12 protein-coding genes are annotated in these 14982 nt (G+C 66.1%); 6 read left to right on the forward strand and 6 right to left on the reverse strand.

The window, feature by feature from the left end:
- Window positions 1–180: 180 nt before the first annotated feature.
- Window positions 181–1083 (reverse strand): GTP cyclohydrolase FolE2, encoded by a 903-nt coding sequence (gene folE2, locus J0A90_RS17130; RefSeq protein ID WP_207033922.1) that lies wholly within the window; start codon window positions 1081–1083, stop codon window positions 181–183.
- Window positions 1084–1245: 162 nt separating this feature from the next.
- Between folE2 and J0A90_RS17135 the strand changes: the two genes are divergently transcribed.
- The 6 genes from J0A90_RS17135 to J0A90_RS17160 all read left to right on the forward strand — a co-directional run bounded on the left by J0A90_RS17135 (window position 1246) and on the right by J0A90_RS17160 (window position 8515).
- Window positions 1246–2214 carry a LysR substrate-binding domain-containing protein gene (locus J0A90_RS17135; protein ID WP_207033924.1) on the forward strand — a complete coding sequence of 323 codons (969 nt, stop codon included), beginning with the start codon at window positions 1246–1248 and terminating at the stop codon, window positions 2212–2214.
- Between the two features lie 101 nt (window positions 2215–2315).
- A complete protein-coding gene (locus tag J0A90_RS17140; protein WP_207033926.1) occupies window positions 2316–3569 on the forward strand; it encodes an amidohydrolase family protein in 1254 nt (417 codons plus the stop codon).
- A 126-nt stretch (window positions 3570–3695) separates the two neighbouring features.
- Window positions 3696–5084 (forward strand): sodium:solute symporter, encoded by a 1389-nt coding sequence (locus tag J0A90_RS17145; RefSeq protein ID WP_207033928.1) that lies wholly within the window; start codon window positions 3696–3698, stop codon window positions 5082–5084.
- 201 nt (window positions 5085–5285) lie between these two features.
- Window positions 5286–5723 carry a MarR family winged helix-turn-helix transcriptional regulator gene (locus tag J0A90_RS17150; RefSeq protein ID WP_233076896.1) on the forward strand — a complete coding sequence of 146 codons (438 nt, stop codon included), beginning with the start codon at window positions 5286–5288 and terminating at the stop codon, window positions 5721–5723.
- A 164-nt stretch (window positions 5724–5887) separates the two neighbouring features.
- Window positions 5888–7435, forward strand: coding sequence for an MFS transporter (locus tag J0A90_RS17155; protein ID WP_207033929.1), 1548 nt, complete (start codon window positions 5888–5890; stop codon window positions 7433–7435).
- A 66-nt stretch (window positions 7436–7501) separates the two neighbouring features.
- Window positions 7502–8515: an HlyD family secretion protein gene (locus J0A90_RS17160; protein ID WP_233076897.1), complete on the forward strand. Its 1014-nt coding sequence runs from the start codon at window positions 7502–7504 to the stop codon at window positions 8513–8515.
- 98 nt (window positions 8516–8613) lie between these two features.
- Here the strand turns inward: J0A90_RS17160 and J0A90_RS17165 are convergent, their stop codons facing one another.
- The 5 genes from J0A90_RS17165 to J0A90_RS17185 all read right to left on the reverse strand — a co-directional run bounded on the left by J0A90_RS17165 (window position 8614) and on the right by J0A90_RS17185 (window position 14737).
- Complete coding sequence (locus J0A90_RS17165) at window positions 8614–9264, reverse strand: phosphatase PAP2 family protein (protein WP_207033933.1); 651 nt, start codon at window positions 9262–9264, stop codon at window positions 8614–8616.
- A 205-nt stretch (window positions 9265–9469) separates the two neighbouring features.
- Window positions 9470–10612, reverse strand: coding sequence for an N-acetylmuramoyl-L-alanine amidase (locus J0A90_RS17170; RefSeq protein WP_207033936.1), 1143 nt, complete (start codon window positions 10610–10612; stop codon window positions 9470–9472).
- Between the two features lie 154 nt (window positions 10613–10766).
- Window positions 10767–11378, reverse strand: coding sequence for an HAD family hydrolase (locus J0A90_RS17175; protein ID WP_233076898.1), 612 nt, complete (start codon window positions 11376–11378; stop codon window positions 10767–10769).
- 177 nt (window positions 11379–11555) lie between these two features.
- A complete protein-coding gene (locus J0A90_RS17180; protein ID WP_207033938.1) occupies window positions 11556–12431 on the reverse strand; it encodes an alpha/beta hydrolase-fold protein in 876 nt (291 codons plus the stop codon).
- A 14-nt stretch (window positions 12432–12445) separates the two neighbouring features.
- Entirely contained in the window at window positions 12446–14737 is a 2292-nt protein-coding gene (locus J0A90_RS17185) for a TonB-dependent siderophore receptor (protein ID WP_233076900.1), read from the reverse strand.
- Between the last annotated feature and the right edge of the window lie 245 nt (window positions 14738–14982).

Here is a 14982-nt window from a genome sequence, read left to right on the forward strand (position 1 = left end):
TTTACCCCGCTGCGTGTGCCCTTTCACCCGCCCCATGGCGCGGGTCGGAGGCAGCGTCTGCGTGAACAGGCTGTCTGATCACACTCTATGGGGGGAGCGACGCGGCGGCCGTCAGACCATCGGCTAGCTTCGACGAATGGACGCGGGCGAGGGTCGAGTAGGGCACGCCGGCGGCGCCTCTCAGCGCACCGCGAAGTCGCGTTCGGCCCGGGCTACGGCGTCGTGGGCGTGCAGGCTCTCGGCGTGGGTGATGTCGATACGGTAGCCGGCGACGCCGGCTTGCGCCTCGCACGCCGCCGCCAGCCGCCGCGCGGCGTCCTCGCAGAACATCAGATTGGCCCCGTTGCGTTCGGCGAAGGCCTGTTCGTCGAGTCGCTTGACCAGTGTCTGCACCGGCGTCTGCAGGGTCTGTTCGAAGGCGTCGATGCGCGTCGCCGGGTCGTAGGCGGCATCCGCCTTCAGACGCAGCGCGATCACCGCCCGGCTGCGCTGACTATGGGGCGTGGGGAAGCTGCCGCCGTGCTCGATCCACTCGGCCACTGCCTCGGCGTCGAGGTTCGCGGTGTTCTGCTCGTCGGCCCAGTGGCGCCAGTCGCGGGCCATGGCGTGGCGGGCCAGCGCGGTCGAGCAGGGGCAGGTGGATGAGTAGTCGAGTTCGAGGGTCAGGGTCTGGGTCAGGCCCTCGCGGCTGCCCTCGAGGGCCAGCGTGAGCGGATAGTGGCGCCAGCCGCTGGCGTCGCTGAGCAAGGCGCGGCGGCGCAGCGGCAGGGCGAAGCGCAGGGTCAGATAGAGGCGCTGGCTGGTGTCGTCCTGGCTATCCAGCAGGGCGTGGCCGAGGGCATTGAGCCGCGCCGGTGTCACCGGCGATTCGTCCAGACGGTCGAGCAGGCGATAGAGGCGCGACATATGGATGCCGCGCTGACCGGCGGCCAGATCGACGCTGACGTCGGCCGTCGCCGCCAGCCGCTCGCCGTCGGCCCAGTGCAGGCGGGTGGCGATGCCCCGCATGCCGACCCGTTGCAGGGCGCGGGGGCCTTGGCCCTGCTCGGCGGCGATGTCGGGGAGAGGAGATAGCGTTGTCATGGTGTCTCGATGCTCTATCCAAAAGGTTACTTTATAACATATCATTTTTTGGGCGAGAGCAGACACTGCCGCCGAACACCGCTCGACGGCCGTCGATCATGGCGGGCGCGGGGCTCGAGATCGCGTATGCTGGCGGCTTCGCTGTCCCGGCTGGAGCCCGCCATGCGCATGTCCCCCCTGCCGCCGCTCAACTCGCTGGTCGCCTTCGAGTCGGCGGTGCGCCACATGAGCTTTACCCGCGCTGCGGGCGAGCTCAATCTGTCGCAGAGCGCGGTGAGCCGCCAGGTGGTCCATCTCGAGCAGTTTCTGGGGCGCAAGCTGTTCGTGCGCGAGCAGCGGCGGTTGACCTTGACCCGGGCCGGCGAGGCCTATGCGCTTCAGGTGCGGGCGATTCTCGACGACTGCGTCCAGGCCACCGCCGAGGTGATGAAGAGCACCGGCGAGAACGAGCTGACGCTCGCCTGCACTGCCGGCGTGGCGCAGTTCTGGATGGCGCCGCGGCTGAGTCTGTTCCGGCGCGCCCACCCCGACATCAAGCTGCGCCTGATCGTGCGCGACGGTGTCACTTCGCTCTCTTCGTTCGAGTTCGATATCGGGCTCTACTACCTGAAGAACCCTGCGCTGCCGGGGTTCGACACCACCTTCGTGATTCCCGAGCAGGTCTATACCGCCTGCGCGCCGGGCTATCTCGCCACGTGCCGCGAGCGCCACGGGCTGGGCGAGGGCGAACGCCTGAGCCCGGCGCAGCTGCAGCACGAGACGCTACTGATGCTCGAGGATGCCCAGAGCCTGTGGATATCCTGGCACGACTGGTTTCGCTACCACCGCCTGGCCAGTCCGGCGCTGGCCAACACTCTGGTGTGCAACCACTATCCGACGCTGGTGGAGATGGCGAGTCTGGAGCAGGGCATCGTGCTCGGCTGGCGGCATGTGATCGACAGCCAGATTCGCCGCGGGCGCCTGGTATGGGCCTCCGACCACTGGGCCAGCCACGGCGGCGGCTATTTCCTGATCACCCCGGAGGAGCGCCGCGAGAACTACGCCACTCGCTGCTTCAAGCGCTGGCTGCTGGAGATGGCGCCCAACGAACCGCTGGCCGCGGGCCCGGCGGGCGGTCGCGGCGCGGGCTGAACGATGCGCTGGCCGCATGCTGACATGCGTTTTTGTCGCTTTTCAGGCTCTTCCCGCGCTGATTAGGCTCGAGACGTTCCCGTCCCCACAAGAGCCCAATCATGACCGAACGCACGCCCCCCACCCGCCTGCTCAAGAACTTCCGCCTGGTCGACGGCAGCGCCGCCGAACCGCGCGACGGCCTCCAGGTGCTGATCGAGGGTGACCGCATCGTCCAGGTCGCCGAGACAGCGATCGAGGCCCCCCACGCCGAGGTGATCGATCTCGGCGGGCGCACCCTGATGCCGGGGCTGATCGACTGCCATGTGCACGTGATCGCCACTACCGCCGATCTCGGCGCCAACGCGCTGCTGCCCGATGCGCTGGTCGCGGCGCGCGCCACGCCGATCCTGAAAGGCATGCTCGAGCGCGGTTTCACCACGGTGCGCGACGTCGGCGGCGCCGACCGCGCCATCCAGCAGGCGGTGGCGGAGGGCTACTTCGTCGGCCCCAGACTGGTGATCTGCGGCAAGGCGCTGTCGCAGACCGGTGGCCACAACGACTACCGCGGCTTTTTCGATGAGCGCGACGATCAGTACCAGACCCGCCGGCTGGGCTCGATGGGGCGTATCTGCGACGGCGTCGAGGCGGTGCGTCGCGCGGTGCGTCAGGAGATCAAGGGCGGCGCCCAGTTCATCAAGGTGATGGCCAACGGTGGTGTCTCGTCGCCCAGCGACCCGATCGATTTTCTCAGCTTCTCGCGCGCCGAGCTCGAGACCATCGTCGAGGAGGCGAGCAACGCCCAGACCTACGTCAGTGCCCATCTCTACACCGACGAGGCGATCCGGCGCGCGGTCGAAGCGGGGGTGCGCTCGCTCGAGCACTGCAATCTGATCACCGCGGAGACCGCGCGCTTTGCCGCCGAGCGCGGGGCGATGGCGTGTCCCACCCTGGTGACCTACGAACGGCTCAAGCTCGAGGGTGCCGAGTACGGGCTCAAGCCGGAGTCGGTGGCCAAGATCGACGACGTACGCCTGGCCGGGCTGGAGAGTCTGGTGACCATGCGCGAGGCGGGCCTGGAGATGGCCTACGGCACCGACCTGCTCGGCGAGATGCATCCGCACCAGTCCGACGAGTTCGTGATCCGCGCCCAGGTGCTGCCGCCCCACGAGGTGATCCGCAGCGCCACCGCCACCGCGGCCAAGCTGCTGCGCATGGAGGGCGAGGTCGGCTGTATCGCGCCGGGGGCCTATGCCGACCTGATCGTGGTCGACGGCAATCCGCTGGAGGATATGCGGCTGCTGACCGGCCAGGGCGATCATCTGGCGCTGATCATGCAGGGCGGGCGTGTGATCAAGGAGCGCCTGAGCCGTTGAGCCCGGCGCGGCCATGGGCGCCACCCACGGCCGCGACCGGCACTCGCTGGACAACCACCACCGTCGATAACAACCGCGATCCATAACAACCACGATTCATAACAACCACAATCGGAGGCCTGCACCATGCATGCACTCTTCGTCATTGCCTATCTGCTGCTGATGGTCGTCGTGGGGCTCTACTTCTCACGGCGCAAGGTCCACGACGATACCGACTTCATCGTCGCCGGACGCTCGCTCTCGACCCTGGTACTCACCGCGACGCTGCTGGCGACCTTCGTCGGTTCCGGCTCGATCGTCGGCGGCGCCAGCTTCGTGTTCCAGCACGGCCCGGGGGCGGCGATCTTCTTCTTCGCCGGCACGCCGATCGCCGCGCTGGTGGTTTACTTCCTGCTGGCACGCAAGATGCGCCGCTCACGCGCCACCACCATCCCGGCGCTGATCGAGGCGCGCTTCGGCCCGGTGGCGCGCTCGATCGCCTCGCTGATCATCCTGCTCGCTTATGTCGGCATCGTGTCGTATCAGTTCACCGGTGCGGGGCAGGCGCTCAATCTCGTCTTCGGCCTGCCGGTGTGGCAGGGCGTGGTGATCGCGGCGCTGGTGATGATCGGTCTGGCGACCATGGGCGGGCTGGTCTCGGTGGCTTACACCGACTATCTGAGCGCGGTGATCATCTTCGGTAGCATGCTGATCGCGCTGCCGCTGGTGCTGACCCGGCTGGGCGGCCTCGACGGCATGATGGAGGCGCTGCCGGCGACCCACCAGACGCTGCTCGGCGGGCTCTCGCCGTGGCAGGCGCTGGGCTACTTCCTGCCGCTGTTCCTGCTCATCCTGGGCGATCAGAACCTGTTCCAGCGCTTCGCCGCGGCGCGCGACCCGCAGACCGCCAAGAAGGCCGCGCTGGGTCTGGTCCTGGCTTCCATCGTCTGCACGTCGCTGATCACGCTGCTGGTATGCGCCACGCGGGTGATGTATCCCGATATCACCCCGTCGACGGCGATGATGACGCTGGCCCAGCAGGGTGTCCCCAGTGTGATCGGCGGCCTGCTGCTGGCCTCGATCGTGGCGCTGCTGCTGACCACCGGCAACTCGTATCTGCTCTCGGCCTCGGCCAGCCTGACCCAGGATATCGTCGGTGGGCTGTTCAAGATCCAGGTGCCGGCGGGCAAGGCGCTGCTGCTCAACCGCCTGGCGGTGGTGCTGCTCGGCCTGCTGGCCTGGGTGCTGGGCGCCTTCTTCCCCAGCGTGCTGGCGATGCAGATGTACTCCTACGGCATGTACGGCGCGGCGATCACGCCGGTGTTCCTGGCCGCGCTGCTGTGGCCGCGGGCGACCCCGGCCGGGGCGCTGGCGGCGATGCTCGTGGGTGGCGGGATGACGCTGGTGTGGGAGATCGCGCTGGGCAAGCCGATGGGCTGGAACAGCGTGCTGGTGGCGATGCCGCTGGCGGCATTGACGCTGATTGCGGTGAGTCTCGCCGGGCGACGCCCGGCGGCGGTCTCTAGCGCCGCCTGAGGGACCGGGACGCGTATCCAGACGCCCGTTCTCGGCTAGCGAGAGCGGGCGTCCTACGTTCCGTGGATGGCAAGAGACGTTGGGCGATCGAGGCGACGTGGCGGTGAACTCGATTCGGCGGGATCGGCGCCATGGGACATAATGGGATGGCAACAGGAATCCCCTGTCATTCGCCGCTAGTCCACGTGGAGTCCGCTTTCCTTGCAACAGAAAATCATCGATACGATGGCGGCATTGAGCGTCGCCTGCCGCGCGCGTCTCAGTGAACTCGCCCAGCGCGATGGTCTGACGCATCCCCCTTTTCAACTACGAGTGCTCTCGGTGGTCGGTCGTTATCCCGAGCAGCATCAGCAGTCGCTCATGCAAAAGCAGGGCTGGGACAAAGGGCAAGTGGCGAGAGCGTTCAAGGCGCTCGAGCGTGAAGGTCTGATTCGACGCTGCGGTGACTCGACGCCGCGTCGAATCACCCAGGTTGCCCTGACGGCGGAAGGCCAGGTCATCTTCGAGCGGTTGGAGCGCATTCGCGAAGAGCTGACGGCAACGACCCTGGCGGAATTCTCGACGGCCGAAAGGCGAACCTTCGAGCAGTTGATGAAGCGGGCCATGAATAACATCGTCGAGGCGCCTCCCATCGAGTGAGATCGCTGGCGTGTTTGGCTCGTGCTCGGCCTGAAATGCTGGATTCAGGGCAAGATCGGCCTGTCGTTTAAAGTTGACAAAGTCAACTTGCGGCGATAGTTTCCCTGCGCGACACCCGTGTCGCTCGTCGCCTATTCCCACTCGCCGTGATCCAGGGTTTTGCCATGTCCTCGCGTTTGATCGTCGGAATGATCGGCATGCTGCTCGCCTGCATTGCCGCCGATATCAATCAGGAGGCGGCCTCGCTGGCGCTGGCCGATATTCGCGGCGCCTACGGCTTCAGCGTCGATCAGGGCAGCTGGTTCACCACGCTCTACGCGACCGGTGTGGCGATGGGCATGCTGGTCGCACCGTGGCTCGCGGTGACCTATTCCATGCGTCGCTTCGCGGCGCTGGCGGCGGTGTCATTGGCGCTGCTGGGGCTCTGCTGCACGGTGACCGAGTCCCGCTCTCTATTGCTGGCGCTACGCTGGGTCCAGGGACTCAGCAACGGATTTCTGATTCCGCTGCTGATGGCGGTGGCCCTGCGCTTCCTGACACCTTCCACCAAGCTTTTCGGCCTCGCCGCCTACGGGTTGACCGCGACATTCGCGCCTAACATCGCCAGCCCGGTGGTTATCTGGGCCAACCATGGGCTGGGCATCGATTTCGTTTTCTGGGCGGCGGTGCCGCTGTGCCTGGTGGCAGCGTCGATGATGCTCTACGGGCTCCCGCAGGATCCTCGACCGACGGGGCGCTGGCGGCAGTTCGACTGGCTGGGGCTGCTCTTGGGTTGGGGGTTATGCGCCAGCGTGGTGATCCTGTTTACCCAGGGAGAGCGACTCGACTGGTTCCACGCTTCGCTGGTGCGCTGGTTGGCGCTGGCGGCGGTGACGCTGCTGCCGCTGTTCGTCCTGCGCTGCTGGGTCGCGCCGGTGCCATTCGTGCGGCCACAGCTGGTCAAACGGATCAACTTCGGCTTCGGTATCTTCATGCTGGTCGGCGTCATTGCGCTCGGCGCCTCGGCGGCCTCCCTGCCGGGTGAGTTCCTCGCCGAGGTGCAGGGCTATCGCCCGCTGCAGAGCCTGCCAGTCGCGCTGGCGCTGGCGCTGCCCCCACTACTGATGCTGCCGCTGAGCGCGCTCGTGCTGAACGTCGAGCGCGTCGACTGTCGCTGGGTCATGGCATCGGGCCTGGTGCTGATGGCCTGGGCGAGTTGGATGAACGGTGACGTCGGCGTCGCATGGGCACGCGAGCAGTTCTATCTCTCTCAGGTGATTTTCGCCTGCGGCCAGTCGATGGTCGTGGTGGGGCTATTGATGACGGCGACGGCGGTGGTCGATCCCATGGAGGGTCCGTTCGGATCGGCCACGATCAACACCTCCCGCGCGCTGGCGAGTCCGATCGCCGGCGGTATTCTGGGCCATTGGCTGGTGGTGGCCGCTGACCACCACGCGCACGCGCTGCTCGATCGGATCGGAGCCATGCGCTTCTCGTTGGCACAGGCGGCGGCGCTCTCGGGGCACGACGCCGAGGCCTTACAGTGGGCACCGAGCCGGCACTCGAGCGAAGCGCTGAGTCACCTCCACGAGCAGGTTTCACGTCATGCCGAGGTTTTGGCATATGCCGATATCTGGCGTGCCTTGGCGGTGATGGCGCTGATCATGGTGCCGTTCTGCCTGCTACCGAAGCGCACTTACGCCCCTCGCTTTCACCGACCCAAACCCCTGTAGGCAACCCTAGCGATCGCCATGAAGCCGACTTCCCAAGAGCACTCCCAGACACACTCGCGTAAACCCTTGATCATCGCCTTGACGACCGTCGTGGCCGCGGTCGTTGTCGCTGCGAGCCTTGCTTACGGCGACTTCGGGGGTGACGCCAATGTCTGGACCAATGACGCCAAGTTCGATGCCGACTATACGGTGATTTCGCCGCGCGTATCGGGAGACCTGGTCAAGGTACACATCGAGGACCATGATCGCGTCGGGCGAGGCGACCCGCTGCTCGACATCGACCCCCGTGACTATCAGGTGGCGGTCGAGCGTGCCGAGGGCATGGTAGCGGCTGCCGAGGCCAATCTGGCGGAGATCGAAGCGCAGCTCGCCCAGCAGCCGGCGCAGATTCGTCACGCCGAGGCAACCGTACGCCAGGACGATGCCAACGCCGACTACGCGCGGGCCGACGCCGAACGCTACGATCGCCTGCGCCACAACGGCAATGTGTCGGAGCAGAATGCGCAGCAGGCCAGTGTCAATGCACGCGCGCGGGAGGCGCAGCGACAGGCGGACCAGGCGACGCTGGAGAGTGTGCGCCAGCAGACCGAGGTGCTCCAAGCACAGCGGAAAGGCGCCGAGGCGGCGTTGGCGCAGGCCAAGGCGCAACGTCGACAAGCGAAATTGGACCTGTCGCACACGCGAATCGAGGCTCCCATCGACGGGATCGTCGCTGCGCAGTCCGCTCGGGTAGGAGCCTGGGCCGAAGCGGGCGCAGCGCAGTTGGCTATCGTGCCGGTCCACGCCATCTACGTCACCGCCTACTATCGCGAAGTCGACATCACTCATGTGAAGCCAGGACAGCCAGTGAGCCTCTCCGTAGACGCCTATCCGGACCTCGATCTGCATGGTCACGTGAAGAGTCTGGCCCCGGCAACCGGCACGACCTTTTCACCCGTGTCGAGCAACGACGTGTCGGGCAACTTCACCAAGATCGTCCAACGACTGCCTGTTCGCATCACGCTCGATCCCGATCAACCCGGGCTCGATCGGCTCGCGGTCGGCCTGTCTGTCGAGACGACGATCCACACCAGTACCTAGGTTCAGACCAGCGCCTAGATTCAGACCAGCGCCTCGATTCAGATCAGCGCCTAGATTCACACCAGCACCAGCCGGATCTCGGCGTTCGACTCACACCGCTAGCGCGGCAGCCAGCCGCGGGCGATCAGCGGCGCCAGCAGCCGCCGGTGAATGCCTCGGGCCAGCCGGTGCAGCGCGGGCATGTAGTAGGCCTCGCAGCGCGCGGCGAGCAGGGCCACCGAGCCGGAGATGAGCAGCGCCCCCAGCATGTCCAGGGGGAAGTGCACCCCCAGATAGACCCGCGACCAGGCGATGCCCAGGCCGATGGCGGCGAAGATCACCCCCAGCGGGCGCAGCTCCCGCGACAGCAGCAGGGTCACCGCGGCGGCGGTGATCACCGTCATGTGGTCGCTGGGGAAGGAGCTGTCGGCGGCATGGCTCAGATAAGTGTGCCCCACCGGCAGCATGAACGGGCGCGGATGGCTCCACGTAAGCCCGATCACGCTGTTGACGCCGAGCGCAGCGACGCAGGCCACCAGGCCGCGCAGCGCCAGGCGCTGGCGGGCCGGGTCGCGCTGCAGCCAGCCGACGATCATCAACAGCGGCACCAGGTAGATGGCGTAGATGGCCAGCGCGTAGGCGAGATCCAGGGTCAGCCGCGAGGCGTGGGCGGGGGCGTTGAGCCAATCGAACAGGCGAAGGTTGAGCGCTTCCATGATGGCGGTACGGGGGCGTCCTCGAGCGGCGTGCGGGAAAAACCAGATCGCCATGCTAGCGCCGCGACGGCGGACGGTGCGCAGGGATTGGTAACGAAACGGTCATCTTTTTGTCAGCCGCCGCCTGGCGCTGTCGGCGTCTGGCAACGGGGTGACCGTCCGTGTTCTACGCCGGTTCGCTTAACAAGAGCTTAGGGCGGCCACGCCGTCGCTGACGGTGTGGCCGGGTGATGCTGGCAGCGCCAGCGTGGCGAGCGCTTCACGCCGGCAACGGGTTGGCCTCGAAGAAGTCGGCCACGCTCTGGTGCAGTGCCTCGGCCAGCGCCTGCTGGTGCGCCTTGACCAGCAGGCGCTTGCAGTCGGCGCGGTTGGACATGAACCCGGTCTCCACCAGCATCGAGGGGATATCCGGCGACTTGAGCACCGCGAACGCCGCCTTGTTGACTCGGTGCTGATGCAGGTGGGTCACCTCGCCGAGATGGCCGAGCGTGGTCTTGGCCAGTTTCTGGCTGGCGACGTCGGTCCCGCGCATCGACAGGTCGATCAGCACCGACTGCACGTCGGGATCGTCCGAATAGATGTTGCTGTCGCGGGTCGAGTCGTAGCGGTCGGCGGCGTTCTGGCTCTCCGCCAGCCAGCGTGCCATCGCCGAACTGGCGCCGTGCTCGGAGAGGATATAGACCGAGGCCCCCGACGCCGAAGGGGTAGGCGCGGCATCGGCATGGATCGAGATGAACAGATCGGCGTGGTGGTCGCGGGCCATCAGCACGCGCTGATGCAGCGGAATGAAGATGTCGCTGTCCCGGGTCAGCGACGGCTCGAAGCGTGGGTCCGCGTGGAGCCGCGTCTTGAGTGCGTCGGCCACGCCCAGGGCGACATACTTCTCGTAGTGGTCGTCGGCGCTGACGCAGCCGGGGTCCTTGCCGCCGTGGCCGGCATCGATCTCGATGATCGCCTTGCGCGGCTGGCGGTGGGACTCGGCCTCGGCGGTGACCGCCGCCATCAGCGGGTCGGGGTCGTTGATGCTGACGATCAGCTGGGCACGGTGGGCATCCAGCTGGCGCACCTGGGTCCTGGGCTGCTTGAGCCGTTTCAGGTCGAGCACGATACGAATGCCGTCGCCGTGACGCCCGGTGCGCACGTCCTTGACGATGCCGGCGTGCTGGCGCGGGGCCTTCGACGGTGCAATGCGCGATACCTGCGGCAGATCGATGACCACCCGCGGCGGGTTATCCAGGGTGAAGACCTTGTGTTCGTGGCTGCCTTCGAGCTCGATGACGAAGCTGGCGCTGTCGTCGTCTTCCTGCAGGGTGAAGGGGGTAAGTGGGTTGGCGGCCAGCGCCCGGGTGCTGGGCAGGAGACAGGTGGCCAGAAGCGTGGTGATGAAGCGTCTTCTATCCATGACGGTGACTCGTGAAAATGGGTGACGATGGATAACGAAACGGACGTTATAACATAATATTTATGGCCAGAGATCGGCATGACTATGACCGACGCCGGGCGTAAACGATCCCTCGGCGGAAGATATCTCGCGGGCTGTGACGCGCCGTGATTGCCTAGCGGTCAGCCGGTGTCACTTTTGATAGCAGCGCATGGCAGTCCGGAAAGTGCCAGTCCACCGCTTCGGGGCAGGAGTTGTCGGGGACGTTGACGAGCACCGTGGTCGTGCCCGCAGCGCGGCCGCAGGCCATGTCCATGGGGCTGTCGCCGACCATCACCAGCTCATCCGGCGCCCGCGCCCAGAGGCTGGCGAAGTGCTGCAGCCCGCCGGGGTGAGGCTTGGGCGGTGCTTCGTCGCGGCCGAGCACGTCAGCGTGGGCGAAGCAGTCCGCCAGGCCGATCGCCTCCAGCGTGATGTGCGCCAGCTCCTTGGCGTTGCGCGTCAGTATGCCCAGCCGGCAGCCGCGCTGGGCCAGGGTCAGAATCAGCTCGACCGCGCCACTCGCCGCGGTGGCCGCGAGTGCCAGCGTGCGCTCGTGCTCCAGCAGCCAGGCGTGCTTGGCATCGCGCTCGGCCGCGGGCAGCGTCTCCAGATGGTGGAGCAGATCCGCCTCCGCTGGGATTTCCAGCTCGCGCCGGATCGCCGGGAAGTCGTGCACGCCGACGGTGAGCGTGCCGTCCATGTCGAAGACCCAGTGGTGGCGGTGTTGCAGGGGGTGGGACGTCATGGGGCGCTCCTCGCGGGATATGCCTGGCATCCTGCCATGATCGCGAGTGCGGCGCGACGCGGCCGCGAGGCAAAGGGTATGTAGTGGCAGCGTGGTTGGTACCGGGGCGTTGCCGAAGGTTACAAGACGCCATGCGAAAAGTTGGCGAGCGAAGGCCAGACCGGGGTGCGTTTCAGCCTATGGGGTATAGCCGACGTCGAACACCTCTCGCAGTACACGGGGGACGATCTTGAACGGCACGGTTGCGTGATCGACGCCGGGGATGCGGGTATAGCTTGCACGAAAACCGAAGGCAGAGAGCGGCGTTAGCCGCTTGGCCATGGCTCTGGCCTCCTGAATCTCCTGCGGTGTGTCTCCCTCGGCGACGATCAGCGCCAGGCTAGGCGGGTTCTTGAATCTTCCGGTCGCCATCGTGTCGGCGAAGTCGGGTTCCAGCGCTAGCAGGTGATGGCTGGCCCACCAGAGCGATGGGCTGGCCGCGACCACCTGCGCGAAGAGATGCGGGCGCTGGAACAGCGCATAAATGGCGAACATGCCGCCGAAAGAGTGGCCGAACAGGCTCTGCCGCTGCGGGTCGACCGGTAGTTCGGCTTCGACGCGCGGCTTGAGGCGGTGCTCGATGAAGGAGAGGAATGCGTCCTGGCCACCCTGGGGCGGCTCGTTGTGCTCGGGGGGCGCCGGGGGAGAGAAATCGTAGGAGCGGCGCAGCCAGTTGAGCGACTGCGCCTCGGGATAACCGATCCCGACGATGATCGTTTCGCGGTAGCGCTCGATCGTCTCCCTGGCGGCGTGGAACGCCGGGAAATAGGCATTGCCGTCGAGCACGTAGAGCACCGGGTAGCCCGCTTGCGGTGGTGGCCCGTCAGGCAGGCTGATCATGATTCGATAGGCGTCACCCGCCGCATTGTGCATCTGCCACTGGCGCGTGTGGTCGAGTGTGACCGATGCCGTCTCGTCGGCAGGTGCCGAGGCTGCGCTGGCTGAGATCGGTGCACCGAGAAGGCCCAGCACACCGAGCACTGCCAGTCCGCGCATGAGGGAGTGCAATGGCACGACGTTCTCCTCGCTTACCAGTGATAGCTCAAGCTGCCCAGCACGCTACGTCCGCTGCCGCGATAGCAGTAGCCGCTTTCGCAGACGACATAGCGTCTGTCGGCCAGATTGTGGGCATCGATACCCACGCGCACGCCGTCGAGTTCACCGGAGAAATCGTAGTGGAGCCCGGCGTCGACCAGGGTATAGGCATCGTTCTTGCGGGTGTTGGCGGCGTCGCTCCAGGAGCTGCCGACGTAGCGGGCGCCAGCCGAGAGGCCGATGCCTCGCAGCGCACCGTGGTCGATGGCGTAGTCCAGCCACAGCGAGGCCAGGTGTTTCGAGACATTGACCGGTGTGTTGCCAGCATTGCCGTCATTGTCCTGGGTGATTTCCGGATCGTTGACGGTGTAGGCGGCGGTCATGCTGAGTTCGCGGGTGAGGTCGGCGGTCAGTTCCAGCTCCAGGCCGCGGATACGCTGCTCCCCGGTGGCCACCGAGTAGAGCCGATTGTCGGGGTCCGTGGTCAGTACGTTGGTCTGCTCGATCTGGTAGACGGCGGCGGTCAGCAGCAGATTCCGGCCCGGCGGCTGGTACTTGACCCCGGCCTCCCATTGGCGGCCTTCGGAGGGTGCGTGGTGATTGCCGTTGGCATCGGTGCCGCTCTGCGGTTCGAATGACGTGGCGTAGCTCAGATAGGGCGACACGCCGTTGTCGAAGGCATAGAGCACGCCGAGCTGGCCCGTGGTGGCATGGGTAGCGAGGGTGTCGCTGCCTGAGAGGCGGTTGCGAGTGATGTCCTCGGACCAGTCGCGGCGTAGCCCCGCGGAGAGTCGCCAGCGATCGAGTGCGACCTGGTCGAGTAGGTAGACGCCGGTGCGATGGGTACGACCGTCGATGTCGGAATAGACATCGCTCGGGCGGGGAATGGCTTGATGATAGTCCGGGTCGTCGCGATCGATCGGCGGCGCTTCGCCACCGGTATAGAGCACGTCGTAATCGAAGTAGGCGTAGTCGATGCCGCCGCTCAGGGTATGTTGCAGGGCGCCGGTGGTGAACTCGCCAGTCAGGCGATTGTCGGTGACGACCGACCGGGTGTCCTCATAGACGCCGGTGGCGCTGCGCTGCAGTACGCTGCCCTCGCTGGCGACGGTGCCGACGTATTGATTGATAGCACTGAGCGACTGATAGCGGGTGTTCTGGCTGAACGATAGTGCGTCGTTGAAATGGTGTTCGAGCTCCCAGCCGACTTGCCATTGATGCAGCGACGCCTTGTCGAAATCCGCGTCGCCGGCCCAGAAGTCGGTGAGCTCGTCGCCATTCTGATAATAGCCTGGGCTGCCGCCGGTCTCGCGATCCTGATATTGAGCCAGCAGCGTCAGCGAGGTGTCGTCGCTGAGCTGTAACGACAGCGAGGGAGCGATGAAGCTGGCGTCGTCGGGTATCTGCTCGATGTCGCTGTCGGCGTTGCGGGCCAGACCGACCAGGCGATAGCGGATGTCGCCGCGCTCATCGAAGGTGCCACCCAGGTCGAACGCCGCCTCGCGGGTATCCTTATTGCCTGCGGTGATGCGTACCTCGTTGTCGGCTTCCGCGCTGGGGCGTTTGCTTACCCGGTTGACCACCCCACCCGGGCTGACTTGACCGAAGATCACTGAATCCGGGCCCTTGACGATATCGATGCGCTCTAGCGCGTAGGGCAGGGTATTGGGAGCGGCCAGCCAGCCATCGTAGGGTTGGCGCAGGCCGTCGAGGAAGTTGCCGCTGGTGGTGGTGGCAAAGCCGCGAACCTGGATCTGGTCATAGCGTGGATCGAAGCCGTAATTGCCAACGCTGACGCCGGCGCTGTAAGCGACGGCATCCTCGATGTCTCTGGCGCCGCGCGCCTGGATCAGATCGCTGGTGATGACGCTGACACTACGAGGCGTCTCGATCAGTGGCGTGTCTGTCTTGGTCGTCGAGCGGCTGCTGGTAGCGACATAGCCATCGACCGGCGCGACGCCGCTGGCGATGCGTGTCGCCGCGACGGTCAGCGTCTCCAGGCTGGTGCGCTGTGTCGTCGGTGCGCTGACGATGAGATAGCCGGAGTCGGTACGCTGCGCCATCAAACCGGTGCCGTCGAGCAGTGCCGCCAACGCTTGATCGAGGCTCGTCACTCGGGTAACGCCATGACTGCGCAGGCCGTCGACGAGGTCTGGCGTGTAAGAGAGCGTCAGGCCCGTGGCCTGGGCGAAGCGATTGAGCGCCTGATTCAAGGGGCCGGCGGCAATACTCACGCTGGCAACAGGTGACGCCTGGGTGTCGGCGAACAGCGGGGACGGGGGCAAGGCCAGCAGGATGACGAGCGTTGCCGGCGGCAGTCGCCGACGCGTGAGGAGAGAAGATGTCTTGTGCCTGAGCGGAGACGGTAACGGCGCGTTCATGTGAGGGTTCCCTGGCGTTGTCATTGGCGCGCTCTGAAGAGACGTGTCTTTTCTTGAAGAGACGTGTCTTGCCTTGAAAAGACGTGTCTTCAGGGTGCTTGCAGGGGATACCGAACGAGCGAGTGAAATCCGACAGCCAGGGCGAGATT

The sequence above is a fragment of the Salinicola sp. DM10 genome (genome assembly GCF_017306975.2).
Taxonomy (GTDB): Bacteria; Pseudomonadota; Gammaproteobacteria; order Pseudomonadales; family Halomonadaceae; genus Salinicola.